13 protein-coding genes and 1 pseudogene are annotated in these 26,011 nt (G+C 70.2%); 7 read left to right on the forward strand and 7 right to left on the reverse strand.

What is annotated here, in order from left to right; all coding sequences use genetic code 11:
* Window positions 1-322 precede the first annotated feature (322 nt).
* On the reverse strand, window positions 323-1,321 hold the full coding sequence (locus JGS39_RS14685) for a TrmB family transcriptional regulator (protein WP_219569458.1): 999 nt from the start codon (window positions 1,319-1,321) through the stop codon (window positions 323-325).
* 137 nt (window positions 1,322-1,458) lie between these two features.
* On the opposite strand from JGS39_RS14685, the gene JGS39_RS14690 reads away from it, so the two are divergent.
* Complete coding sequence (locus tag JGS39_RS14690; protein ID WP_219569459.1) at window positions 1,459-1,641, forward strand: hypothetical protein; 183 nt, start codon at window positions 1,459-1,461, stop codon at window positions 1,639-1,641.
* 79 nt (window positions 1,642-1,720) lie between these two features.
* Entirely contained in the window at window positions 1,721-2,215 is a 495-nt protein-coding gene (locus JGS39_RS14695; protein ID WP_219569460.1) for a hypothetical protein, read from the forward strand.
* A 126-nt stretch (window positions 2,216-2,341) separates the two neighbouring features.
* On the opposite strand, the gene JGS39_RS14700 is transcribed toward JGS39_RS14695, so the two are convergent.
* Together JGS39_RS14700 and JGS39_RS40850 are read right to left on the reverse strand one after the other, a co-directional pair.
* Entirely contained in the window at window positions 2,342-2,542 is a 201-nt protein-coding gene (locus JGS39_RS14700; RefSeq protein WP_219569461.1) for a hypothetical protein, read from the reverse strand.
* Between the two features lie 221 nt (window positions 2,543-2,763).
* A pseudogene (locus tag JGS39_RS40850) lies at window positions 2,764-2,987 on the reverse strand (CNNM domain-containing protein); the annotation flags it as partial.
* A 200-nt stretch (window positions 2,988-3,187) separates the two neighbouring features.
* On the opposite strand from JGS39_RS40850, the gene JGS39_RS14705 reads away from it, so the two are divergent.
* The gene (locus JGS39_RS14705; RefSeq protein WP_219569462.1) at window positions 3,188-6,937 is read left to right on the forward strand and encodes a S8 family serine peptidase; all 3,750 of its coding nucleotides are present in this window, start codon (window positions 3,188-3,190) and stop codon (window positions 6,935-6,937) included.
* Between the two features lie 516 nt (window positions 6,938-7,453).
* On the opposite strand, the gene JGS39_RS14710 is transcribed toward JGS39_RS14705, so the two are convergent.
* Complete coding sequence (locus JGS39_RS14710) at window positions 7,454-8,026, reverse strand: hypothetical protein (RefSeq protein ID WP_219569463.1); 573 nt, start codon at window positions 8,024-8,026, stop codon at window positions 7,454-7,456.
* Window positions 8,027-8,238: 212 nt separating this feature from the next.
* On the opposite strand from JGS39_RS14710, the gene JGS39_RS14715 reads away from it, so the two are divergent.
* Window positions 8,239-8,607 carry a hypothetical protein gene (locus JGS39_RS14715; RefSeq protein WP_219569464.1) on the forward strand — a complete coding sequence of 123 codons (369 nt, stop codon included), beginning with the start codon at window positions 8,239-8,241 and terminating at the stop codon, window positions 8,605-8,607.
* An 84-nt stretch (window positions 8,608-8,691) separates the two neighbouring features.
* Here JGS39_RS14715 and JGS39_RS14720 read toward each other — a convergent pair whose 3' ends face one another.
* Window positions 8,692-9,636: a helix-turn-helix domain-containing protein gene (locus tag JGS39_RS14720; RefSeq protein ID WP_219569465.1), complete on the reverse strand. Its 945-nt coding sequence runs from the start codon at window positions 9,634-9,636 to the stop codon at window positions 8,692-8,694.
* Window positions 9,637-9,765: 129 nt separating this feature from the next.
* Window positions 9,766-12,372, reverse strand: a complete 2,607-nt coding sequence (locus tag JGS39_RS41675; RefSeq protein WP_219569466.1) for a S8 family serine peptidase — start codon at window positions 12,370-12,372, stop codon at window positions 9,766-9,768.
* Between the two features lie 1,026 nt (window positions 12,373-13,398).
* On the opposite strand from JGS39_RS41675, the gene JGS39_RS41430 reads away from it, so the two are divergent.
* Window positions 13,399-14,616 (forward strand): S8 family serine peptidase, encoded by a 1,218-nt coding sequence (locus JGS39_RS41430; protein ID WP_264302793.1) that lies wholly within the window; start codon window positions 13,399-13,401, stop codon window positions 14,614-14,616.
* Window positions 14,613-17,663, forward strand: coding sequence for a S8 family serine peptidase (locus JGS39_RS14730; RefSeq protein WP_264302794.1), 3,051 nt, complete (start codon window positions 14,613-14,615; stop codon window positions 17,661-17,663). Before JGS39_RS41430 ends, JGS39_RS14730 begins: the two co-directional genes overlap by 4 nt.
* 403 nt (window positions 17,664-18,066) lie before the next feature.
* Here the strand turns inward: JGS39_RS14730 and JGS39_RS14735 are convergent, their stop codons facing one another.
* A complete protein-coding gene (locus JGS39_RS14735) occupies window positions 18,067-21,708 on the reverse strand; it encodes a S8 family peptidase (protein ID WP_236063962.1) in 3,642 nt (1,213 codons plus the stop codon).
* Window positions 21,709-22,377: 669 nt separating this feature from the next.
* Here JGS39_RS14735 and JGS39_RS14740 point away from each other — a divergent pair.
* Window positions 22,378-25,905 carry a S8 family serine peptidase gene (locus JGS39_RS14740; protein ID WP_236063963.1) on the forward strand — a complete coding sequence of 1,176 codons (3,528 nt, stop codon included), beginning with the start codon at window positions 22,378-22,380 and terminating at the stop codon, window positions 25,903-25,905.
* Window positions 25,906-26,011: the final 106 nt, after the last annotated feature.

Genomic DNA, 26,011 nt, shown 5'->3' on the forward strand with positions numbered 1-26,011 from the left:
CGCGAAAAACATAACGGGGGATCAGCCACTGAGGACCGGGCACAACTTTGAGCACACCGCGGCCTGCCATGTGCTGGGCGTGAGCTGGTCATGGCCGGGGCGGCTCCCGCCTCCACAAGGACGTCAGCAAGGCATTCAACAGCGCACTCAAGGTCGAGTACGTTCGATTCTCCGGCGGGTTCGACGACGATCCGGTGGCCTTCAGCGCGGCGACGGGCGCGGCCCGGGGCCCTTGACGGAGCGACAGGCCGCTCTCCGGCGGCAACGCGCTCCGGCGGCGACCACCAGCCGTGGGCCCCCATCCGTCCCGAGCGCTCCCGGGTCAGCGCCGCACCCATCCTCGTTCGAAGGCGTGCCAGCCGAGCTGCATCCGGGTGGAGACCTCAGCGACCTCCATCAGTCGCTGCAGCCGACGCTGGACCGTGCGCAGCCCCAGCCCGAGGCGGGCCGCTACCGCACGGTCGGTCAGCCCGGTGAGCATCAGTGACAGCAGCAGGAGGTCGGTCTCGTCCGGGCCCTCGGTCTGCGGCTCCGCCTCCACTTCGCCGGATGCCGACAGCAGCAGCGGACGGGCCGAGTTCCAGACGGCCTCGAAGAGGGTGAGCAGTGCCTCCACGACGCCTGGCGCGCGCACCACCACTGAGGTCGGCTCCTCATCGGCCGAACTGGAGTCCCGGCGGAGCAACGGCATCAACGCGGTGGAGCGGTCGGCCACGACCAGCTTGCACGGCACCTGCTCGACGACGCGCACCAGCTGGGTGCGCCCCAACGCGGCGGAAAGTTCGGCCGTCGTCGAAGGTCGGTCGAGTGCTGCCTGTTCCAAAACCACCCGGTACCGGACCCCGCGGCCGGTGGCCTGCTCCTCGGCCTCGTTCTCGTCCTCCCGCACCACTGCCGGCTCAACCGTGACGAGGGCGTGCAGCTCATGCCGGGCGCCGTACTGGATCTGCTCGAACCGGTGCCGGATCGCCTCAGCTCCGGTCACCACCTCCAGCAGTCCCGCCCGCTCCTGTCCGGCCGCGCCCCGGCGGTACTCATCGGCGAGCGCGGCCACCGTGGACTCCGCCTGCTCCAGAGCGTGGCGTCCCGCGGCGAGGGCAGGGCCGAAGGCCAGCCGTGGCGGTGCCACCACATAGGCGCCGGCCCGTCCGACATCACGTGACACAATGCCGCCGCTCTCCAGGCTGCCGAGCAGTCCGCCGACCGCCCGCGCATCCAGATCCAGGTGGAGGGCCACCTCGGGAGCTGTCGCACTGCCCAGCCGCACCAGTACCCGGTACACCCGCTCCTCATCCTGCGGCAGACCGATGGATTGCAGCATGGCCCTCCCGTCCCTCTTCGCTTTCTCTTCCGCGAACACTGCCGTACTTCCGAAGAGGCCACAGTTTGGCGCAGCGCCCTGAGACGTGCACAGGCACCCCCGAGACGGACATGTAACGGCTGGAGGAGTGGAGATCCGTGCACCCCAGACGGACCGACGGCATCCGGACCCCAGGGACGGCAGACCACGAGCGCAGTCTCGGGGGCGCCGCCTCGGTGATCCTGCCCTTCACCGCCCCGCCCATGATCAGGGGGCCGGAGTCGGGCGCTCAGCGTACCTCGCAGGCGCGGACCAGGGTCTGGGTCACCGCGGCCTTGTGACCGTCGCGACGGGTCACGCGCAGATGCACGAAGGTGTCTGCGGGAGCATCCTCCGGGAGCGTCGCCCGCCAGGCGCCTTGTGCGCGCACCCGTCGCCGGTTGCCAGGCAGAGACGGGCTCGGCTGCGCTCTCGTCGCCGTACGCGTACTCCAAGGTCGCACCGGCCAGGGAGACGGCGCCGTCGATCACGGCACCGATCCCGATCGCGGTCTTCACGCCGGCCGGCCGGCTGTTGCGCAGGTCGCTGGGCACGTCGACGACCGGAACGAGCAGGCGCTGCACGCCCTGGTCGGCGGCGCCCGACGAGAACGTCCGCTCCGTGCTGTGGGCCAGTCCCGTAGGGGCGGTGGCCGAGGCAGGGCGCCGCCACGCCTGGCGGAACGTGATCTCCGCCTTCTCCTGCGGCAGCGTGACCGGGCCGGCGGTGGGGGCCGGCACCTCCCCGTTCACGAGGAGCTGCCGGGCGTTGGAGTCCCTCTGTTCCATCGTCGAGTCGTGGCCGCCCGCGTCGCCGACCGGTGCGAGGGCATACGAAAGCCGGTTGCTGTCGCGGGTCATCAGCGGCTTGGCGTAGGTGTTGAGGACCGGACCGTAGGGCGACTTGTACCAGTCGGCCGTGGCCCGGCCCGTGTCGACCGCGTGCGGACCGTCGCAGGCGGTGCCTTAGGGTCCGAGGTTCCGGCGCATCAGCGTCTTCCAGTCAGGCCGTCCCGCCGGCCGGTGTGAAGAACTCGGTGCGGGCCTGCGGCGCGCGCAGCGCCGGCGTGGTGCCGACGGCTCCTGCCTTCTCGGCCGCCTTCGCCCATCCGTAACCGTTGCCTCCGGCGACCCCGGCGTCGACCAGGGCGATCCTGCCCGTCAGGTCATGGGCGGCGATGTTCTCGTCCGTACCCTTGCCCACGGCGACGGCCTCGGCCGATCCCTTCCCCGTCGAACTCTGTGCCCGTCTGCAGAGGATGCGAGTCGAGGACCCGGCCGTCGGACTACTTCAGCACCGCGAGCGGGGCGAACTGGTGCGCCGATGCGAGGAAGGTGAGCCGGTCGTCGCCGGAGACCCGCTGCGCGTACACCTCCATCGTGTACGACGGCACCGCCGTGACGTAGCCCGCCAGAAGCTTCCTCTGCCCCGGGAACCCCGACCGCCTCCAAGGGCGGTTCCAGAAAGTGGGCGATGGCGGGTTCGGCCACCGCTCCCAGCACCAGGGAGGAGATAGTGATGCCGAGTTGCGCCGTGGCCATGACGGCTGACAGGTGCTGGAGCCCCACAGTGTGCTGGCGGCACGGGCGCTCCCCATGACCGCATGACGCTCGATCTGACTGCCTCGTGCGGAAGTGAGGGCGAACTCGTATCAGACGTTCGAACGACTCGGCTGCCTGCCCGTACCCACGGACTGGCAGCCGACGGCGTTGTGCGGGGTCCGCAGCTGCGAGAGGGCTGGCGCATCTGCGCCATGGCACTACTCGCCACGTCCACCCGCCCCGCTCGGCGGCAGAGAAGGCAAGGCTGTCGCTCACCGGATCCATCCATTCTTCCTGGAGTACATCTGTGAGACGCAGCAAGCCATGGCAGCGAACCACCGCCGGCATAGCGGCGGTGGTTCTGCTCGGCGTCGGCGGCCACGTAGCGATCGCCGACGAGGCCGCTGACGGTGTCGTCCCCGTCATCGCGGACCAGGCGGGCCCGGACAGGTCCGTCACCCTGACTCTGATCACCGGTGACGTGGTCGACGCACGTGTCGACACTCGCGGCCGGGTTCTGTCGGCAGCCCCCCGCCCCGCCGACGGCACCGACCACACCGCCGCCGTCTGGCAGGACGGCGAGCACACCTACGTGTTCCCGCAGGGCGTCGAGAAGCTGATCGATGCCGGCACGGTCGACGCCGCACTTTTCGACATCGGCCGACTGGTCGCCGACGGCTACGACGACGCTAGCACCGACGCGCTCCCCGTCATCGTCGCGTACGAGGGCGGACGCACTCCCCGCAGTGCCGCTTCCGGCACCAGGACGACCGCACAACTCGACTCGATCGGCGGCGCCGGCCTGGCTGTGGCCAAGGCGTCGGCCGCCGACGCCTGGAAGGACCTCGCTCCGCGGGATGCACGGACCAAGTCCGTCGGTGCCATCCGCAAGATCTGGCTGGACGCCAGGGTGCACGGCACGGCCGCGCCCTCGCTCGGCACGCCGACCGTCCCGCTCACCGGTGCGACCACGGCACACACCAAGGGGCTCGACGGCTCCGGGGTGAAGGTCGCCGTGCTGGACACCGGTGTCGACGCCGCCCACCCCGACCTGGCCGGACGGATCGCCGCGACGAAGGTGTTCGTCAACAGCCAGGACGGCGAGGACCGCACCGGTCACGGCACACACACAGCCTCCACCGTCGCCGGCACCGGCGCGGCCTCGCAAGGCCGGTACGCCGGCATGGCGCCCAAGGCCGATCTGCTCATCGGCAAGGTGCTGGGCGACGACGGCTCCGGGTCCCTCAGCGGCATCGTCGACGGCATGGAGTGGGCCGTCGCCCATGGCGCCGACGTCGTCTCCATGTCGCTGGGCGCCGACGGCGCCACGAGCTGCAGCGGTCCGGACGTCGAGGCTGTCCAACGGCTCGGGGGCAAGGCCCTGTTCGTCATCGCCGCGGGCAACGCCTCACTGCACGGCACCGTCTCCACACCGGGTTGCGCCCCGAGCGCGCTGACGGTCGGTGCCGTGGACCGGGACAACCGCACGGCGCCGTTCTCCAGCCGTGGCCCCTCCGTTGACGGCATGAGTGCGAAGCCCGACATCGCTTCGCAGGGCGTCGACGTCGTCGCCGCCAGGTCGGGAGGCCAGGGCGAGAACGCGTACCAGGAGATGTCCGGTACCTCGATGGCCACCCCGCACGTCGCGGGCGGTGCCGCACTGCTCGTCCAGCAGCAGCCCGAGCTCACCCCGGCCCAGCTCAAGGCCCTGCTGACCGCCTCCGCGGCGCGCACCGACGCGCCCGTCCTGGACCAGGGATCGGGCCCGCTCGACGTGGCGCGAGCGATCACCCAGCCGGTTATCGCCGAACCGGCCTCTCTGCTGGGCGACTTCGCGTACCCGCAGGCCGGCCTCGACCCTGTCGAGAAGCCGGTCACCCTGACCAACATCACGGACAAGCCCGTCACCCTCGCCCTGACCGTGCAGGACGTGCGCGGCGACGACGGCTCCCGGCTCTCCCGCTTCGCGACCCCGGGCAGGCGCACCGTCACCGTCCCCGCGAACGGCACCGTCGACGTCCCGGTCCGGATCGATCCGTCGGCCCACCTCGACGCCGCTGACTACGGCACGGTCACCGGGCGTCTCGTCGGCATCGGCGCCCACGGCACCCGCGTCACCGTCCCGTTCGGGGTGCACATGGAGGTGCCGTCCGCCGACCTCACGGTCAAGGGTCTTGACCGGCACGGCGATCCGGCGCAGTCGCCGGCCACGTTCCAGGTGTTCGACGACCAGCGGGACACCGCCAGGCGGTACACCCTCGGCTACCCGGATCCGGGGAGCACCACGATCAGGGTTCCCCTGGGCACCTATGCCCTCGGCGGCGTGATCATGACGCGTGACGCGGTGGACAACGTCGGCAGCGTCGAATCGGTCTCCCAGCTGTACAACCCCGAGGTGAAGGTGACGGGCGACACCGTCGTCACGCTCGACGCCCGGGACGCCCGACGGGTCAGCTGGGAAACCGACCGGCCCAGCCAGTCCGCCGGGTACGCGATCGGCACCGCCTTCGGCCTCGACGACGCCAAGAAGCTGAACGCCGGCTACCTCGCGGCCGTTCCGTCGTACGTCAAGGGCGTCTACGCGCAGCCGGTCTCCCACGACGAACGGCTCACTTTCCTGGCATCGGCGCGGCGGGTCGCCCCGCTCGCCAAGCTGACCGCGGCCGACGGCCGTGTGCTCGACTCGCTGCCGCTGCAGAAGGGCACCGAGTTCGACGGGCAGGGATCCGCCGAGATCGTCGCCGTGGGCAAGGGCACGGAAGCGAACTTCGCCGCCCACGACCTGAAGGGCAAGATCGCCCTGGTCGACGCGGGCGTCGCCGGAGGCAACGGGTTCGACTGGGCGAGGTTCGCCGCGACGGCCGGGGCCGTCGGTGTGCTGTCGGCGTACCCCGACACCGAGGGGCGCTTCCAGCTCTCCGGAACCGACGGCGTGCCGCAGGCCAGCATCACCTGGGCGGACTCACTGGCGCTCAAGGAGCTGGCCGACCAGGGCAAGGCCGTCGTGCGCTGGTCCGGTACGGCGACCGCGAAGAGCCCGTACCTCTACAACCTCGCGCACGTCTCGCACGGCTCGATCCGTCCCGGCACGCAGCGGGTCCACGACTCCGACCTCGCCGTGCGTGACGCCCGCTACCACGTGCAGAACTCCTCCGACACGACCTACTGGTCGGACGTCCAGGTGGGGCTGCCCGGCGTGCCGGCCATCTGGGCCGGCGGTACCACGCTGGCCCTGCAGGCGCCGCAGAACCGCACCGAGTTCTTCACGCCGACCGGTTCGGAGGGGCTGTCCTGGACGACGCTGATGCGTCGGAACCTCGGAATGTACGAAGGCACTGCCTACGACGGTCCGCACGCGGTCGGGAAGGGCCGTACGACGGCCAACTGGTACAAGTCGCCCTACGGTCCGGTCCGCAACACCTATGCCCGGAAGATGATGACCCGCGACAGCAACCGTCTCTCGTACGTCATGGCACCGTTCGGTGACGCGGGCGGACACGACTCCACCTTGACCATGGGCGACTACGGCACCCGGCAGCTCCTCGTGAACGGCGAGCCGCAGACGCCCTCGTCCGGCATGTTCACGCTGCCCCAGGAGAAGGCCGAGGTGACGTTCCGGCAAGCATGGCGGCGTGCCCCTTCGGCAGCCAACCGCACCGGTCTGGCCTACGGCACGGAATGGACGTTCTCCACGGACGCCTCGGACCAGGGCGCCCAGCGCCTGCTCGTCCCCGTCATCGACGTGCCCAGCGACCTGCGCAACACGCGGCCCGCCGGTGCGACGACCACGATCGGGATCAACGCGGTCGTCGACGGCTCCGAGGGCCCCGTCGCCCTGGACAGTGCCACCCTGGAGTACGCGTACGGAGACGAGAGCACCGTCGAGGCGGTCTCCGACTGGCACACGGCCAAGCTGGCACCTGCACACGGCACCTGGGAGGCGACGCTCCCGGCAGACGCCCCCGCGGGCAGCTTCGTGCATCTGCGGGTCACTCTCGCCGACGACCAAGGGTCGCGGGTCACCCAGACGGTGGTCCGGGCGTACGAGGTCCGCTGAGTCCCGCCTAGCAAGTGTCCGGCCCGCTTCGCCCAGGTCGGATCGGGCCGGACCAGACCACTTCCGCCCTGCCCCGGGTCCGGTACTACCGGACCCGGGGCAGAGCGTCCCCGCGGGCGCACCCGTCGCCGCTCAGGGCCACTGAGCCACACTGGCCCCCAGCACCGCGATGTCCGTGGGCGCTGGAGAGTAGGGGACAAGAGGGCATGCCGCGATCCATCGAGCTGTCTCCTCGGCAGTCTGGACACAGCGGGATGGTTTCACGTGACGCCGGGCGGGTCGGCGCCTACGTGGTCGCGCCGCCACAGCTGGCCTTCGGCACCGCGCTCGGCAAGGAGTACCGCCCGGAACGCCGCCGGACATGACTGGGCGGGCCTGCTTGAGGTGGTGACCGGGGCCGAGGCGATCCGCAACCGGTCCGAGCAGATGCAGTGCGGCGCCAGGAGCGAGTTGCATGCCCTGGTAACAGCCGCGCCGGAAGTGGTGCGCGAGGTGAGAACGAAGCGCAGGAGCAGGTCACCGGGCGGGGAATCCGGGACCACGTGGTGCTGAATCAGGGCGTGCTCCGGCAACTTTGGCCGTATCGCCCGATCGGCTGCCTGCTGACGACGAACCATCCCGCACCTCGCTGATCACGAGGTGCGACGACCGATTGAATCCGCCCTGCGACCCGGCATCGGCGTGGTCGATGAGCTGGCCGCGTCCCACGGGGTTGCGCTCGTGGGTTCGTCGCCGCAATACCATCCGCAGTGGCATGTCGACCAACTCCACGTCTCGCTTGACCGCGGCGCACCGGCTCACGATCTTCTGGGATAAGCAGTCGACGATGATCGCGACGTAGGTGAACGACTGATACGTGTGAACCTGGGGGAAGTCCGTGATCCGTTTTCGGTTCGGCGCCGGGACCGTGAAGTCGCGGTCCAGCAGGTCCGGAGCCCACGCGTCGGCACGGTTGGGGATTGTGGTTCTGAGTCTTCGCCCGCGGACCACGCAGTACAGGTCGAGTGAGCGCATGGCACGGTCGACGGCGCCGCGGCCGGCCTCGGGCAGGATTGCGGCGGATGAGAGCCGGCATTTCGCGCCTGCCATAAAGCCCTTCGGGAGCCAGCACACGTTCACCGGCCGGGTCGGTGGTGAAGGTCGGGCGGCGGACCGCGTCCTGGACCAGGGCGTCAGTCACGGTTCGGGCCTCGGCCACGTTGGACGGACCAGACAGGGCACACCACAGCCGCAAGGTTCATGCCGCGATCTTCAGCCCGGCCTGTTTCAGGGCGGTGAGGATCGACTCGACGGCATAGCCCGTGGCCCGTCTGATCGGTGAGGGCCGCGATCAGCGGTCTCGGGGGCGGGCTCCTCGCGCGAAAAGGATCGTCACCGACTTCAGCACTTCGTTGACCTCGCGCAACGGCTTGTTCTCCGCTGGCAGCCTGCGCAGTTCTTCCCCGCTCGTCCGTGCACACGCCCGCCGCCTGGCCGGCGTCGACCTCGTACTGCATCGCCCACCGCCGCACCAACTCCCGGGACACGCCGAGGAAATCAGCGACCTGTATGAGCAGTGCACGTGGGTTGGCTGGTACAGCACCGAGCGTCTGCCCTGCGCCCCCGCCTCCCTCCCACCCGAGAAATTCGAGGCCGCATTATGGATCACAGGCAACCCGAACGCCGCCTGAATCCAGAGAAACCGGCCGCTACGAAACACGAGGCAGCTCAACCTGACGCCAAACCCAGCAGACGCCGAAATATCGAGCGCCCGCTCAGGCCCAACCGTGGTGGCGCGCGTGCCAGCCGAGCTGCATACGGGTCGTGACCCCGGCCTGGGCCATCAGCGCCTGGAGGCGGCGCTGGACGGTGCGCGTTGAAAGGTCGAGCTGGCCTGCGACGGCCGTGTCGGTGAGGCCGGCCAGCAGCATGCGCAGGATGTGCGTGTCCAGCTGGCCGATCGCCTGGTGCGGCTCATGGTAGGGCCGCGCCCGCTCCCACACCGTGTCGAAGAGCGCCTGCACCACGTATACCAGGCCGCCGCGCAGTACAAGGCTGGGATCGACCTCCGCCCCCCGACCCGTAAGCGGAAGCATGGCGACCTCACCATCACACAGGATGAGCTTGAGGGGGATCTCCTCGACGATACGAACACGGACTCCCTCCTCCACCGAGCGGTCGGCGTTGTCCGTTCCATCCGGTTCCAGCAGGAATGCCTGGTCGATGATGGCCCGAACCCGCAGGCTGCGCGCCAGGACTGTTGACTCCTGGGTGCTCTGCGGGCCGACCGCGCGGGCCGAACCCGTGGAGAACACATCGATCGTGCGCTGGGCGGAGAGCTGGAGCTGGGTGTACCGCTGCCGCACCGCGTCAGCGCCCTCGACGATCTCCACCAGCTCGCGTTGGTCCCGGCCCGTGCTGCTGCTCCGATAGGTCTCCACCAGCTCGGCGACGGCGAGCTCCGCGCGGTGGAGGCGTTCGCGGTGGGCGGCCAGCTCCGCACCGAGCGCGATCGCCGGTGGAGCGGCGGAGTAGGCGTCGCCCCCGGGCCGACGGCTGGCCAAGCCGCGCTCGGCCAACGCGCGCAGCGCGGCGGCGGCCTGCACGGCCCCTGCCCCGGCCGCCTGTGCCAATTCGTCGAGGGAGGCGGCGGGCTGTGCTACCAGTGCCCGGTAGACGGCCGCCTCGACCGCCGCGAGTCCAAGGTCCTCAAGAGCCACAGATCGTCCTCCGTCATGCCTCCGTCCTGGGATTCTCTCAGGTCGACCGGTCATCCGGGTGGGTGTCGGTGGCACACGAAGGGACAGCTGTCGGCGCTGATGGCCCCGGCGGTGGTGCCGGGGCCATCGTCAGCGGACGAGGGTGACCTTCGGCGAGGTCCACGTCTGGGTGCCGGGCGCCCGGTCCGGGTCGCCGAGCGCCTTGCCGAAGACCAGCCTCAGCCGGTAGGTACCGGCCGGGGCGGGGGAGCCGTCCGGGACGGTCGCATCCCAGCTGTAGTAGTCCAACCCGGTGCCCGCGCCGGAGTTCCGCGCCACCCAGGCGTCGTCGTACGGCGTGGCGACGACCTTCCCCTTGGAGTCGAGAACCTGCAGGCGCAGCCGCTTGAACATGGGGTGCCCGGTCGACAGCATCACCCACGCCTGGTCGTTGGCGGTGTCGGTGTCCGTGAAGTCGACCGTCATCGCCTCGCTCCTGCCGAAGGAGTAGTAGCCGGGGCGCAGCGCCGGGTTGTCGAGTGTCGTGTTGATGTCGGTAAAGGTGCGGTTGAACGCCGAGACCTCGTCGAAGTCTCCCGCCAGCCCCAGGTACGGCACCCGTATCTGGGCGGTGCCCGCGCCGATGGGAGTGAACTCCACCCAGCCCCCGAACAGGGTGCCCGGCTCGACGTCCGTGGGCTCCTTGATGTGCACGGTGACCGACTTGCTGGTGTGCGGGGCGATGGTCAGCCGGCCGCTGTTGTGGACCCGGGTCACCGCGGCGGCGTCGAGGGGCTGCCACTGGCTGGTGTAGGGCGGAGCGGCGGACACGGCCGCGCGCTGCCCTGCCCTGTAGGTCACCGGGTGGCCGGTGGGGTTGTGGAGCGTGATGCGGCGGCTCTGCTGCCGTCCCTCGGTGTCGCCCAGGGCCAGCTCTGACGGAGTGGCGGTAGGTATCTCCCCAGCGGCCGAGGTGACGGCGGCGAGTGCGTCGACGAGGCCGGCGCCCTGCTGGGCGACGGGCTGCAGGCCGCGGGTACGGTCGCCGGTCATGGCGAGCGGGGTGGCGGTGTTCTGCAGCACGGCGCGTGCTTGCGCGGGGGTGAGGTCGGGGTCGGCCTGGAGCATCAGGGCCAGTACGCCGGCGGTGTGCGGTGCAGCCATGGAGGTGCCGGACTTGGTGCCGTAGTAGTTCATGGCCGGCGGCAGCGCGGAGAGGATGTATCCGCCCGGGGCGGCGACATCGGGCTTGAACTCCAGCTCGTTGCCGGGGCCCCAGGAGGAGGAGTAGTCCATCAGCCCGGCGAGGTCGGAGTTCAGCGGCGCCCCGGCGTAGGCGCCCCAGGTGAGCCGCGTGTCATCGGGGGCGGCCTGGATGCGCTGGGCGTCGACGTCGCGGATCGTGACGACCGGGACGTCGATGGGGTTGCAGCACGGCGAGGCGGGGATGGCTTCGGGGTCCAGCTGGGGGTTGTGGTTGACCGCAGCGACGGCCCCGGCGGTCGCCGCGACGTGGGCCACGTCCATAGGGCGGCAGTCGACGCCTGCGGCCGTGGTCGGCGAGGCGAAGAGCGCGATCCGGCCGGTGAGGCTGCCGGCGGGCAACGGGTCGCAGCCGGCGGGGATCTCCGTGATCGGCGCGCTGCCGGAGGCGGGTGCGACCGGGCTGCGGCCGGAGGGCTGGTACGGGACGGGGGTAGCGGAGCCGTCGTCCAGGGTGAAGGCCAGGTAGGGCTGGCGGGTGCTGTAGGTGCTTCCCACCGCCACGGCCTGGTCGGCGACGGCAGGCGCCGCGGCGTTGAACGGGCCCGCAAGGCCGTTGCCGATGGCGACGACCGCGGAGATGCCGGACTCGGTGAGGGCGTCGACGGCCTTGGACAGCACGCTGCTGCTGCGCTGGCCCGTCGAACCCAGGCTCATGTTGACGACGTCCACGCCGTCCGCAGCGGCCCGGTCGAGCGCGGCGAGCACGATCTCGTCGGTGGCCTGGTTCTTGGCGCCGAAGACGCGGTAGGCGCGCAGGGTCGCATCCGGGGCGACGCCCTCGATGTGCGTGTCGGAGCCGGCGACGATGCCGGCGACGTGGGTGCCGTGCCCGGCGGCGGCGGTGTTGCGGGTGTCGTACGGGTCGGCGTCCTCGTCGGCGAAGTCGTAGCCGCCCAGCACCTTGGCGTTCGGGAAGCCCCCGCCACCGAGCGCCGGGTGGTCGTAGGCGATACCGCTGTCGATGATCCCGACGGTGACACCCTTGCCGGTGAAGCCCTTGCGGTGCGCCTGGGGCACTCCGGTCAGCTCGGTGACGGTGACGATCTCCCTGCCCGACGGCGCGCCGTCGGGCGACCGCGCATCGGCCGTGGACCGCTCAACGGCCTTCTCCAGCACCTCCGTGGACACGGGGGTGGGTGCTTCCGGCGCCTCGTAGACCGCGGGCTCGGCGACGGCCGCCACTCCGGGCAGCGTGGCGAGCAGCCCGCTCTGGCTCGCGGGCACCTCCACTGCCAGCCCGTTGACGAGCTCGCGGTAGTGCTGGCGTACCGAGATGTCGACGCCCGCACTGCGCGCGGCGTCGACCACCCCCCGCTGCGACACGTCCACAGCGGCCCGCGCGGCAGCGCGTTCCCGGGCTGCGGCGTACCTGGCGGCGGGCGCGTCGCCGAGCGTGATGATACGGGTCACTGTCTGCCCGGCCGGCCCGTCGTTCGCGCGAGCAGTACCGGTGGGCACGGCGAGCGGGAGGAGCAGCAGTCCTGCGGCCACGGTTATCGCGTATCTGTACATGATCGGTCATCCAAGACGAGGCTGACGCCCGGCGGCAACGCCCGTGGATGTCCGATCGGCGACATGGCGAACATCCGACGGTCCTCGGCTCCGGCAACGGTGGCCATAGCGGAATCCGCAACCAACTGACGTTCCATCAGGACAGGCCGCCAAAATCTGGAGAGCGCGGAAGGAGGTTTCAGGCGAGCTCCGAGCCTGTCACGCAGCATTCCGGCGAAGACCGCCACGGCATGCAGGCCACGCCCGCCCTCCCTCGTTGGCCCACGGGTCAGAGCGGCCCTTCTTCGCGTCTCCGGCCGCGTGAGGGGGTGTACGGCTCGGGACGGAGATCGGGACACCGGTTCTCGAGGTCGGACTTCGGATCAACGAGACGACGTTGGTGAGCTGGGTCTCGCCGGCCAGGCGGGCCGTTATCGGCCGGGGCGAGCGCAAGGCCGAGGAGCTGGGCCTGCTTGCGGGCCGAGAACGCAGCAAGGCGTTCAACAGCGCAAAGGTCGTGTACGTCCATTTCTCCGGCGGATTCGACGACGATCCGGTGGCCTTCAGCGCGGTGATGGGCGCGGCCCGGGGCCCTTGCCGGAACGAAAGGCCGCTCCCGGCGGTAAGCGCTGCGGCGGCGACACAGCAGCCGTGGGCCCCCGTCCGTCCCGAGCACCCCCGGGTACGCCACACGCCGGCCGGACGGGGCGCTGACGGAATGACGGTGGGAATGACTTCGTCCGCCCGGCACCGGCCTCCCGCTCCGGCAGGGCACGTTGGCTCGTCGGCCACCGCCGGTCCGTGGACGCGCGGGGCCGGTGCCGGCCGCGGGACTGCCACGATCGGATCACCTTACAGACGTGGCGACTTGACGCCTGTCATGTAACCGCCACGGACTTCGGGCATGGGGCGGCGCCCCACTCGGTAGACCCGTGACCACGACCTACCGGCAATCCTGCGGAGATCGTCCGTGTGACCGCCGACGTCCCGGCTCCCGCCGCGGACCCGCAATCCGAAAGGCCACCCATGCCACGCTCCACCCCCCGCCGCAGACGGCGGTTCACCGCCGCCGCTCTCGCGGTCGGCCTGGCCGGCTCGCTCCTGAGCCTGTCGGCCCTGCCCGCGCAGGCGGCCGATGTACCGCGTCCGTTGGGCACATCCGTGCCCGACTCCCCGAAGAAGGCGCTCACGTCCGCGAAGGACAAGCTCGGCTCTCATGACCGGACGCTGCTGCAGAAGGCCGAGAGCGGCAAGAAGGGCACCGTCACCGTCCTGCTCGCCACCGGCGAGGGCGACACGAAGGCGCTGAGCGCGAAGATCGCGGACATCGGGGGCCACGTCGGGAAGACGGACGACAGGCTCGGCTACGTCCGGGCGACCGTGCCCACCGGGAAGGTCACCGCCCTCGCCGCGCTCACCTCGGTACGCGCCGTGGACCTCAACGAGACGTACAAGCTCCCCGACCCGTCGCCGGACACCGCCGACGACAAGAAGTCCGGGAGCAGGACGGGCTCCCCCGCCGCCCCCGGCAAAGACACTCCAGCCGACAACCCGTACCTGCCCGTCGCTGAGACCGGTGCCACCGGCTTCACCGCCGGCCACCCTTCCTGGGACGGCCGCGGCATCACGGTCGGCATCCTGGACACCGGCGTCGACGTCGCCCACCCAGCCCTGCGGACGACCACGACCGGCGAGCCGAAGATCCAGGACTGGGTGACGGCCACCGATCCGGTCACCGACGCCGACCCGACCTGGCTGGAGATGCGCCTGAACGTCACCGCCGTGAACGGCACCTTCCGGTACGGGGGCGTCGACTACCGGGCGCCCGACGGCGCGTACGAGTTCCAGATCTTCGACGAGGCCGGGACCTGGGGCGGCGAACTCGGCGGCGACGTGAACCGCGACGGCGACTACAAGGACCGGTTCGCGGTCCTCTACCGGCCCTCCGACCACCGGATCTGGGTCGACGCCGACCTGGACCACGCCTTCGGTGACGAGGACGTCGTCCAGCCGTACGCGCAAAGTGGCACCTGGGGCACCTTCGGCACCAACGACCCGGAGACGGCCGTCGTGGAAGCGATGCCGTTCACGGTCGAGTACCGGGACGACGTGGACCTGTCGGCGCGTGGTGGCAGCAGCGTCGGCAAGAGCGCCGACTTCGTGAACATCGGCATCGTCTCGGGCGCCCACGCCACCCATGTCGCCGGAATCACAGCAGGAAACGGACTGTTCGGCGGGAGATGAACGGTGCGGCGCCCGGCGCCCGGATCGTCTCCGAGCGGGTATGCCTCTTCGCCTCCGGGTGCACCTCCTACGCCCTCGCCGAAGGCATGATCGACGCCGTGGTGAACAGGGGGGTCGACGTCGTCAACCTCTCTATCGGCGGGCTGCCCGCTCTCAACGACGGCAACAACGCGCGCGCGGTCCTGTACAACCGCCTCATCGACGAGTACAGCGTGCAGATCGTGTCGTCTGCGGGCAACGACGGACCTGGCATGAACACCGTCTCCGACCCTGCCGTCTCCGACAAGGTGCTCGCGGTCGGCGCCTCCGTCAGCAAGGACACCTGGTGGGCCGACTACGGCTCCAAGGTTCGGGCGCGCCAGTCGCTGTTCCCGTTCTCGGCGCGCGGTCCCCGCGAGGACGGCGGCATGAAGCCGCAGGTCGTCGCACCGGGTGCCGCCGTCTCCTCCATACCGACCTGGCTGCCCGGCGAGGGCGTCCCGCAGGCCGGCTACGAACTCCCGCCGGGTTACGGCATGTTCAACGGCACCTCAATGGCCTCGCCGCAGGCTGCCGGGGCCGTCGCACTGCTGCTGTCCGCGGCGTCCCATTCAGGTCTGAAGGTGTCCCCGGCGGCGCTGCGCACCGCTCTGACCAGTTCGGCCGACTACCTCGACGACCAGCCGGCCTACGCACAGGGCGCCGGGCTGATCTCCGTACCGGCGGCCTGGAAGCTGCTGGCGAAGAACACCGAGCCGACCCCGTACGCGGTGAAGGCCCCGGTGTGCGGTGTGCTCGCCGGTCTCCTGCCCACCCCGAAGTCCGGCACCGGTGTGTACAACCGCTGCGCACCGGGTGACGGCGGACAGGAACTCCACCGTCCCAGGACCTACTCGGTGCAGCTCACCCGTACCGGCTCGGGCAGCCGCACGGCCGAGCTGTCGTGGCTGGGCAACGACGGCACGTTCAGCGCACCGCGCACGGTGCGGCTCACCGAGGGTGCGGCCACCACGATCAGCGTCCGGGCCCGAGCGAATTCCACAGGCGCCCACTCGGCGCTGCTGCGCGTCGACGACCCGGCCACGCCGGGCGTCGACCGTCTCGTCCCGGTCACCGTCGTCGTCGCCGACGACCCGGCGAAGCCCTCGTACGCGGTCTCCGGCACCGGTAGAGTGGACCGCGGTGCGACCCGGTCACTGTTCGTGTCGGTGCCCGAGGGCGCGGCAGCGCTCGACGTGGACCTCTCCGGCCTCGCCGAAACCGGCCAGAGCCGCTTCCTGGCGGTCGACCCGCAGGGCATGCCGGTGGACAACCCCGCGGCCGGTCGCTGCTACTCGGACTTCTCGGACCCGAAGGACTGTGACCCCGCCTCGCGCACCTACGAGCGCCCGATGCCCGGCGTCTGGGAGTTCGAGGTGGACGCGCGGCGTACCTCACCGCTCCTGGAGAACCCGTACCGGCTGACCGCCACCGTGCTGGGGGCGACGCTGGACCCGGCGTCCTCGGTGATCGACGAAGCGGCGCTGCACTCCCCGGTGGAACGGACCTTCAAGGCCGTCAACCGGTTCGCCCCGGTGACGGCGCACGCGGCGGGCGGCTCGCTCGGCGGGCTCTCCGTGGCGCACCCGACCCTGGCCGACCAGCAGATGACGGGCAAGCGGATCGCGGTTCCGCGCGACGCGACCCGCCTGGAGGTGAGCCTCGGCAACGCCTCGGACGAGAACGCCGACCTGGACCTGTACCTGATCGGCCCGTCCGGGGCGCTGATCGCCTCCTCCACCAACGGAGGCGCCCGCGAGTCACTGGCCCTGAAGGAGCCGGCACCCGGCTACTACGGGATCTACATCGCCGGCACGGACGTTCCCTCCGGCAGCACCACGTTCGACATCCAGGACACCCTGTTCTCGAAGTCGCTCGGATCGGTGACCGTGGACGAGTCGGGCCCCGTCCGCCTCGCCCCCGGAAAGGCCACACGGATCCGCGGCCGCCTGGTCGCGGACACCGCGCCGCCGGCCGGACGACGGCTGGTGGGCCGGTTCTCGCTGGCGACGGAGGAGGGCACCACGCTGGGAAGCGCGGACGTGCTGATCGGCAAGGTGACTCAGCCGCAGGCGGACGTCACCGGCTCGTTCGGACCGGCGATGGGGTTCAGCCTGGACGACAAGGGACGGGTCTCGGGTTCCCAGCAGGTATCCAACGTGACCCGGCCGGTCCGCTGGTCGCCCGACAGCGGTGTCACTCTGTTGGACAACGCCGGCAGCGGCAGCGGATTCGTTTTCGCCCAGAGCGCGTCGAGCGGTTACTCCGTCGGCCAGTTGACGGTCGGCAAGGAGACGCGCGCAGCCTTCTGGAACGCGGAAGGTGAGCTCACCACACTTCCGCTGCCGGACTGGGAGACGTACATCTACTCCCGCGGCTTCGCCGTCAACGACGAGGGCACCGTGACTGGTAACGCCACGGGGTACGTCAAGAACCCGGCAACGGGACGCGACCAGCAGGTGAACGATCCGTTCGTCTGGGACGCGGAGATGGGATATCGCAGACTCGCGCACCTGACCGACAACCGCTCCCTGACCGAACCGCTCGCCATCAACGACGCCGGGGTGGCGGTCGGCCACTCCTCCAAGGACGGCAAGCGGCGCGCGGTGCGCTGGGACGCCGACGGCGGGATCACCGACCTGGGCACGCTCCCGGGCATGACCGACAGCTACGCCAGGTCGGTCAACTCCGCGGGCACGGTCGTCGGCACCAGCGGCGACGACGCCTTCGTCATCGCAACGGGCGGCACGATGACCCGGCTCCCCGACTTCGGCTTCGACGCGGAGGCGCTGAAGGTGAACGACGCGGGCTGGATCATCGGAACGGCCGAGACCGAGCCCGACGTGACCACGCCCGTGGTCTGGGACCCGCAGGGCCGCATGTTCGACCTGGGTTCGATGGTCGACTCCTCCCGCTGGTCCCCGACGGAGGGCATCGGCATCAACAACCGGGGCGAGGTGGCGTTCTACGCCGGTGACCTCAAGGACGGGGGATCGACGAAGGTCGTCGTGGCCGGACTGCCCGGCTGATCCCCGCACGTCGCAGTCGGCGGCCGCACCTCGTGTGACCGGCGGCCGTGCCGGTTGCGACGTACCGGCGCACCTGCCTACATACCGGCGTACCGGCGTACCGGCGTACCGGAAGATGTTTCTCCACGTGGCCCGCTCGCCCCGGCTCCCTGTCCGGCGCGAGCGGGCCACCGTGGTACCGGGCGAGGACGGCTCGGGCCACCCACCGCCGAGGCCGGGCCGAGGGCCGCACGGTCCGCAGCAGGCGCAACGGACCGCCGCACCCGCGTCATGCCTGACCGGCCGAAGGTCCACGGGGACAAGCCGAACGCATACGCGGGCCCCGGCCGGGGCCCCGGCTCCGTACAACGCCGTCGGCCGCCGCCCCGTGAGTACGGGGCGGCGGCCGACGGGCCTCAGTGGGTCACTTGAGACCGAAGGCGCGGATCACTTCCTGCTCGACGGTCAGTCCGTTCGCGGCCTCGGCGGTGGCCTTCAGCGAAACGAATCCGCCGGGCTTCTTCGGGAGCTTGAACTGCGCCACCCAGTTGCCTCGCCCGGTGCGGTCCAGTGAGACCGGCTGCCAGGTGGCACCGTCGTTGTACGACACCGACAGGGTCGCCGAGTCCGCGTAGGTGGTCGAGTTCAGCCACTGCTGCGTGGAGGCAGACAGTGTGAGGTCGACACGGTGACCGGACCTGACGTCACCGGCCATGTCGGTGTCCACCCCGAAGTGCGGCTGGAGCAGCCTCACCGGCTCCCGCCCGGCACCACCGGGTATCGCGCCAGAGGTGAAGCCCCACTCGGAGTGGCTACTCACGGAGGTGTGCCAGTCGTCCGCGTCCCGTGCGTTGTCCATCACCAGCCGGTAGGGCAGTACTTCGGCGGGCCGGCGCAGGGCGCGCACCGAGCGGCTAGAGGACTGTGCGAGCAGGGTGTCGCCCTGGTAGAGCGCCATCTTGCTGGTGCCGGTGTCCAGCACGCCGGACCGGTCGACGGCGCCGCCGTCGGAGTACGGGGTGGCGGACAGGGAGAGATTGTTGTTGGTGTCACGGTAGGGACCCGCGTACGCGGTGCCGACGCGGGGGTTCTGGACCGGTGAGAACCAGTTGGTGGTGTAGCGCTTTCCGGCCGCGTAGGTCACCAGCCCACCGGTGACCTGCTGCACTCCGCGCGCGTCCGACATGGTGTGGTCCTCGAGCCAGGTGGCGCCACCCTCCAGGTGGTCCACCCAGTCGGTGCGGACCATCGGGTAGCGCTCCTCCAGGTTGAGTCCGACGGCTGCGCCGTAGGTGGGGACGTCATAGCGGTATCCGTACCCGGTGGTGGCGCGGTCCGAGTGGAAGCTGTTGGTGAGTCGCGCCAGGTCACGGTCCGGGTCGGGCGTGTAGGTCAGCGAGCGGTTCGGGATCCGGTCGGGGTGGCGGGACACCAGGTCGTACAGGTAGCTGGGGGCTGCCTGCGCGTCGATGGTGAGTTCCTTGCCGCGCTCGTCCTGGGCCAGCAGGCCGGCGGCTTGTGACTGCCGCACCGAGAGCACCGGGATGGCTGCCGAACCGCCGCGCGCGTACGACTCGTTGAGCCGGCCCGGCCGGTCGCTGAGCACGACGAGGGCCTTGGCTCCGGCGGCCGTGGCGTTGGCCACCCGGGTGAGCGGCGGCACCGCGTCGCTCCGGTCCACGATGACGGCCTTGCCCTTGACGTCCAGATCCGCATAGTCGGCGGTCGCGCCCGTGTGGACGTAGGCGGTGTGCATCTGGAGCCTGCCGGTGACGGGCGCCCCGGCGCTCTGTGCCAGAGCAGGCAGGGATTCCTTGCCTGCGCGGTAGGTGTAACGGGCCTCCTGGAGGTTCCAGCGGGTGAGGAACTCGAAGATACCTTCGGTGACCTTGTCGGTGGGGCTCACCCACAGTTCGTCCAGCGCTATCGGCAGGGTGACGACGCTGCGGATGACCGTGCCGTCCGTTGCGGTGCGGACCATCTCGTAGCGCGTCTCGCGCGCCTCGGTCGGCTTCGGTGTCCTGGCGCTGATCAGCCGTGACTTCGAGGCGTCGAGCGTGACCGAGGTGTCACCGGCCAGCTCGGTCTCCGGGTCGACCAGGAAGGCCGACGCCTTCGTGTCCTCGCCGTCACCGGGGACGTCGAGAAGCGTCCACACGACGTAGTTGCCCGGTGCCATACGCAGGGTGCGGCTGCCCGACACCTCGTAGGAGTCGGCCGTGTCGGATCCGAGCCGTGCCACGTTGACGGTGCCCGTCGCGGGCTTCCCGTCCTGTCCCAGCACGTTGATCGTGAAGTCGTAGAGCTCGCGCTCCTTGGCCAGCGCGAACCCGGTGTGGGCCATGACGGTGCCGGTGGCGTGGTCCTCGGCGGTCACCTGCCCGGAGAAGGTGGTACCCGGGTCGACCTTCGACGGGTCCAGCGAGAGGACCGCGTCGGTGCTGCCGCCGGCCGGGACGGTGACCTGGCCGGTCGAAAGCGTGTACGCCTCGTCCGGGGTGCCGGTGGACAGGTCCAGGGTGACGGGGGTGTCTCCCTGGTTGCGGTAGATCAGGGTGCGCTCGGTGACGGGGTCGTCGGCGCTGTGCGGCCAGTCGTAGGAGGCCGTGGCGAGTGAACCCGTGGCGGTGATCCGCGCGTCGACGGCCGCGGCCACGTCCACACGGCCGGTGCCCATCTCGTAGGGCGTGTAGTCCGGCAGTTCCTTGGACGTGCTCATCAGCGCGTCCTTGAGCTGCTGGCCGCTCCAGTCCGGGTGCCGCTGCTTGAGGATCGCGGCCGCGCCGGCGACGTGCGGGGTGGCCATCGACGTTCCGGACAGCGTGCGGTACATCCCGGTGACGCCGGGCATCGCCTGCGAGGCGGCGGCGGTGATGTCCACACCGGGAGCGGAGATGTCCGGCTTCAGACCGGAGGTGCCGATCAGCGGGCCCTGGCTGGAGAAGGAGGCCCGCTCGTCGTTCTTGTCCACTGCGGCGACGGTCAGCGCCTTGTCTGCGGAGCCGGGGGTGGAGATGGCCCCGGGGTCGTAGGCGTTGCCCGCGGCGATCACGAACAGGGGTCCGTCGTCGGCCGACAGCGCGTTCACGGCCTGGGCCATCGGATCGGTGCCGTCGTCGGGCGCGGTGTCGCCCAGGCTCATGGAGACGACCGCGGCGCCCTGGTCCTTGGCCCACTCCATTGCTTCGATGATGCCGGAGTTCGCCCCGTAGCCGTCGTTGCCGAGCACTTTGCCGACCAGCAGGTCGGCGGCGGGGGCGACGCCCCTGTAGTCGCCGCCGGAGGCGGCACCGGAGCCGGCCACGGTCGAGGCGACATGCGTACCGTGACCGTTCCCGTCGAGCACCGCCTGACCGGGCACGAAGCTCTTGGAACCGACGATCCGGTCCTTCAGGTCAGGGTGCTCGGGGTCGATTCCGGTGTCGAGCACCGCGACCTTGACGCCCTTGCCGTCGTAACCCTCGGCCCAAGCCGCCGGCGCACCGATCTGCGGCACCGAGTCCTTCAGCGCACCCTTGACCCGGGCGTCGAGCCAGAGCTTCTTCACACCGGCCGAAAGCGTACGGCTCTTGCCCGGCGCGGCGACGAGCTCGTTCCAGAACGCCCGCTGTCCGGTGGGCTTCACCGTCAGGGCTGCGCCGTGGATGCTGTCCAGGCGGTGCGTCAGGGAACTGCCGGCGGGGACGGCGGGGACGGAGCGTGCCGCGGCGCCGTAGGTGGCGATCACGGGAAGGCCGTCGATGCGGGCGTCGTCGTAGCCCATGTCGATCAGACCGGTGACGTCGAACAGCCGACGGTCCAGGGTGCCCGCTGCGATCAGCGGGGCGGCCTCGTCGGGGATGACGTAGTAGTCGTCGCCGAGCTGCCGCACCTCGACGCCACCCGCGGTGCCGTCCACGCGATCGACGGTGACGGTGTCCCGGGCTCCCGGCCCGTCCACGTAGTGGACAACGTCGCCCGTGATCAGGGTGACGTCGTAGCCGCGGGTGTCGTTCGCCAGGTCGGCTTCTCCGGAGGCGGCGGGCTGGGCTGCGGCCTGCAGGGGTATGAGGAGGCCGCCGGCCATGGCCGCCGCACACGTGAGTGCCGCCAGCTGGCCTCTCCACCTGCGCGCCGGCCGGGGGTAACCGGAAGTTGGTGTTTCGGATGTCATGCGGAGATCTTCCGCCCTTCCGGGTGCCTGATCGGCCCCTGCACGGTGGCGGCAAGCCGCCTGGCCACTCACCGCCAATCGGTCCTGCTGCGCGGCGCCAGGACGAACAGGTGCGCTGCCGCCCGCCGCGGTGAACGTCGTGTACCAGCCAGTCTCAGAACACTCCAGGACCGTCCGGCCCAGGCCGCGCAAGGCATTGCCGACGCCGACGACTGCCTGGTCAACCCCATGGGAGGGGTGCCGGACGACCTTCACATCGGGGATCGACAGCGGCAGAGAGCAGAGAAAACAGGACACCGACGGCAAGCGGTGCTCCCACCGCGACCGTGCGGGCGACGGCTGCCATCAGGGCGCTCGGTGACCGTCCGGGAGCCTTGCGTCATCCGGCCCACGTGCTTGAGGATCACCCCCGCAATCCCAGTTGCTGCACCCCACACCCATCCCGGCGGGGAGCGGCGTCTGACAGTGGCAGCACGTCACCCCATGGGGGCGATCCCCCCACCCACCGTTCAAGGAGAGCTTGTGTTCAGACGTTTCACGCGTCTCAGACGGCAGTCCTCCGCAGCCTTCATCACAGCCGCGATGACTGCGGTACCCCTGATGGCCGGAACCCTTCCGGCCCAGGCTCAGACGGATCCCACCCCGTACTCCGCCTACCGGGCGAAGTCCGAGGGCAAGATACTCAAGCAGTTCACCGACCGGAAGAAGGTCACCTTCTGGGTCGGCTTCACACAGGAAGCGGACGGCTCGTCGGCCCGTGCGGTGAAGGGCAAAGCGGCGAAGGCCGGAGCCGTCTACCGGACGAAGACCGCGTTCGCCGAGAAGTCCCAGGCCGGGGTCATCGCACTGGCCAAGGAGGCCGGAGCGAAGTACAAGTCGTTCTGGATCTCGAACACCGTTCGAATCACGGGTGACCAGGCGCTCGCCGGGAAGATCGCGGCCCGCTCGGACGTGGCCACCATCGAGGCCGACGACCCGGTCAAGGTTCCCGACCCGCTGCCCGGCACCAAGGAGACCCAGGTCAATTCCGTCGAGTGGGGCCTCGACAGCATCAACGCCCCCAAGGTCTGGAACGACCTGGGTATCCGTGGTGAAGGCGTCGTCGTCGGCAACATCGACACCGGCGTCCAGCTCGATCACCCGGCCCTCGTGTCCAAGTACCGGGGCCTGAAGGAGGACGGTTCGTACGACCACTCCTACAACTGGTTCGACCCCTCAGGCATCTGCCCGACCGACGCGCCCTGTGACAACCACGGCCATGGCACCCACACCATGGGCACCATGGTCGGCGACGACGGCGCCGGCAACGAGATCGGTGTCGCCCCCGGCGCCCAGTGGATCGCGGCCAAGGGCTGTGGAACCAACTCCTGTTCGCAGGCGGATCTCCTCGCCTCGGGCCAGTGGATGGTCGCCCCCACGGACTCCTCCGGTGCCAACCCGCGCCCGGACCTCGCGCCGGACGTCATCAACAACTCGTGGGGTGCCGACATCATCGACACCTGGTACAAGGACACCGTCCAGTCGTGGGTTGACGCGGGCATCTTCCCGGCCTTCTCCAACGGCAACAACGGAACCGCGGGTTGCAACACCGCCGGCTCGCCCGGCGCCTACTCCAACACCTACGCCTCAGGTGCCTACGACAGCAACAACGCCATCGCGAACTTCTCCTCGCGCGGCACCGGTGAGGCCGGCACCATCAAGCCGAACATCGCCGCACCGGGTGTGAACATCCGCTCGGCCGCGCCCGGCGGCGGCTACGCGGTCAAGTCCGGTACGTCGATGGCCTCCCCGCACACCGCCGCCACCGTGGCGCTGATGTGGGCGGCTTCGCCCGCCCTGCGCGGCAACGTCGCGGAGACGGAGAAGATCCTCAACGAGACCGCGATCGACACCGACGACGCCAGCTGCGGTGGTACCGCGGCCAACAACAACGTCTGGGGCGAAGGCCGCCTGGACGCGTACGCCGCGGTCAACGCCACCCCGCGCGGTGCGCTCGGCGCGATCGCCGGCAAGGTCGTCTCCGGCACCGAGGGCGTCGCCGGCGCCACCGTGACGCTGGACGGACCGATGAAGTCCACCCTCAGCACCGGCACGGACGGTTCCTACGCCCTGCCCAAGGTGCTGGTCGGCGACTACAAGCTCAACGTCTCCAAGTTCGGCTTCCACTCCACCGAGTCCACCGTCACGATCGTCGACAGCGAGACGGCGACCAAGGACTTCACCCTGGAACAGGCGCCCAGCGCGACGCTCAGCGGCACGGTGAAGACCGAGGCCGGAGCCGAGGCCGGCGCGAGCATCGTGGTCCAGGGCACCCCGGTGAAGACGGTCTCGGCCGCCGACGGCACGTACACACTGACCCTGCCGGCCGGTGCGTACAACCTCGCCGTCACGCCGGTCAGCCCCTGTGCCACGGGGTTGACGGTCCGAGTGGAGCTGACCGATTCGGCCGACAAAGACCTCTACCTGGACAGCCGGGCGGACGGCTTCGGCACGACCTGCCAGGTCGGCACGGGTGCCTTCCCGACCGGTGACACGAAACTGGCCATCGCCAGCCCGGTGGCCGGCTCGGCCCCCCTCGATCTGCCGTTCCCGGTCGCTCTGTACGGACAGACGTACCGTTCCGCCACCGCCACCGTGAAGGGCATGCTCGCGTTCGGCACCTCCAGCGTCACCTCGGCGAACGTCAGCCTGCCGTCCTCGGCCGTTCCCAACGGCGCCCTCTACCCCTTCTGGGACAACATGCAGATAGACACCGACTCCAATGAGTCCGGTGTGTACTGGGCGTCCCGCGGCACCGCACCGCACCGCTCGGTGGTCGTCGAGTGGCGTGACCTGGAGTTCATCTCGTCCCCGGCCCAGCGGATCAGCTTCTCCGCGGTCATCGGCGAGGACGGCACCGTCTCCTACCACTACAAGGACATCGGTACCGGCACCTACGAGAACGGATCCAGCGCCACGATCGGTGTCGAGAACCACACCGGCACGGACGCCCTCATGTACTCGTACAACAAGGCATCCGTCACCGACGGCCTGAGCGTCTCCTTCAGCACCGGCAAGAACGCGGTGATCTCCGGCACGGTCACCGACGACAACGACGACAAGCCCGTGGCGGGCGCCACCGTGAAGATCGGCCAGGACGGAAAGGACATCGCCACCGGCACCACAGGAGCCGACGGCACCTACCTCGTCCAGGTCCCGGCGGGCACCACGAAGTCCGGCTACGACATCGCGGTCTCCGCCGACCACTACTCAGGTGCCACGGCAGAGCGCGAACTGACGGCCAAGGACATCGCGGTGGCCGACGCCGTCCTGAAGACAGGTCTGGTCAAGACCTCCGCGGCCGACTACAGCCTGGTCGTCCCGGCGGACCAGGAGCGTACCCGCGCGCTGACCCTGAGCAACACGGGCACCACCACCGCGTACACGGTGACGAAGGAGAGCGGCGCCTCCTGGGTGTCGGTCACGTCCACCTCGGGCGAGCTGGTCACCGGCGCCGAACAGAAGCTGAAGCTGAACTTCGACACCACGGGCGCGACCCCGGGCACGGTCCTCACCGACACCCTGCTCATCTCGTCGGAGAGTGGCAGGACGCCCGTCATCGAGGTTCCGCTGGAGCTCATCGTCCCGGCCTACCAGACGGCGCTCGACACCGGTGCGACCGGTTCGGTGACAGACCGGCTCGGTGACACCTGGAGTCCCGACCAGGAGTACGAGGCCGGCGCGTACGGCTTCATCGGAAAGTCGAGCACGATCAGCACGGACGAGACCGTCTCCGGCACGAATGAGCAGCATCTGTACGGCACCGCCCGCAAGGGCGCGCTGGAGTACCGATTCGACAACGTCCCCGACGGCGTCTACCGCGTCGAGCTGGGATTCGCCGAGATCACCGGTACCAAGCCCGGGGCCAGGGTCTTCGACGTGCTCGCCGAGGGCAAGGAGTTCGTCCCCAACCTCGACATCGCTCTGGAGAAGGGCACCTACGCGGCCCTGAAGAAGACGATCACGGTGAAGGTCATCGACGGTCAGCTCAATGTCCGGCTGTCAGCGATCCACGGCAAGTCGCTGGTGAACTCGATCCGGGTCACCCAGCGGCCGGACCTGACGAGCTGAGTCACGGCCGCCCGACGTATCGGACAGAACGGAGGAGTCTTCGCAGCACGTGGTCGTGTCGATGAGGACGCAAGCAGTTTGTGCCAACGCTCGGCCGGGATTTCCC

The sequence above is a fragment of the Streptomyces poriferorum genome, from assembly GCF_019399235.1.
Lineage (GTDB): Bacteria > Actinomycetota > Actinomycetes > Streptomycetales > Streptomycetaceae > Streptomyces > Streptomyces poriferorum.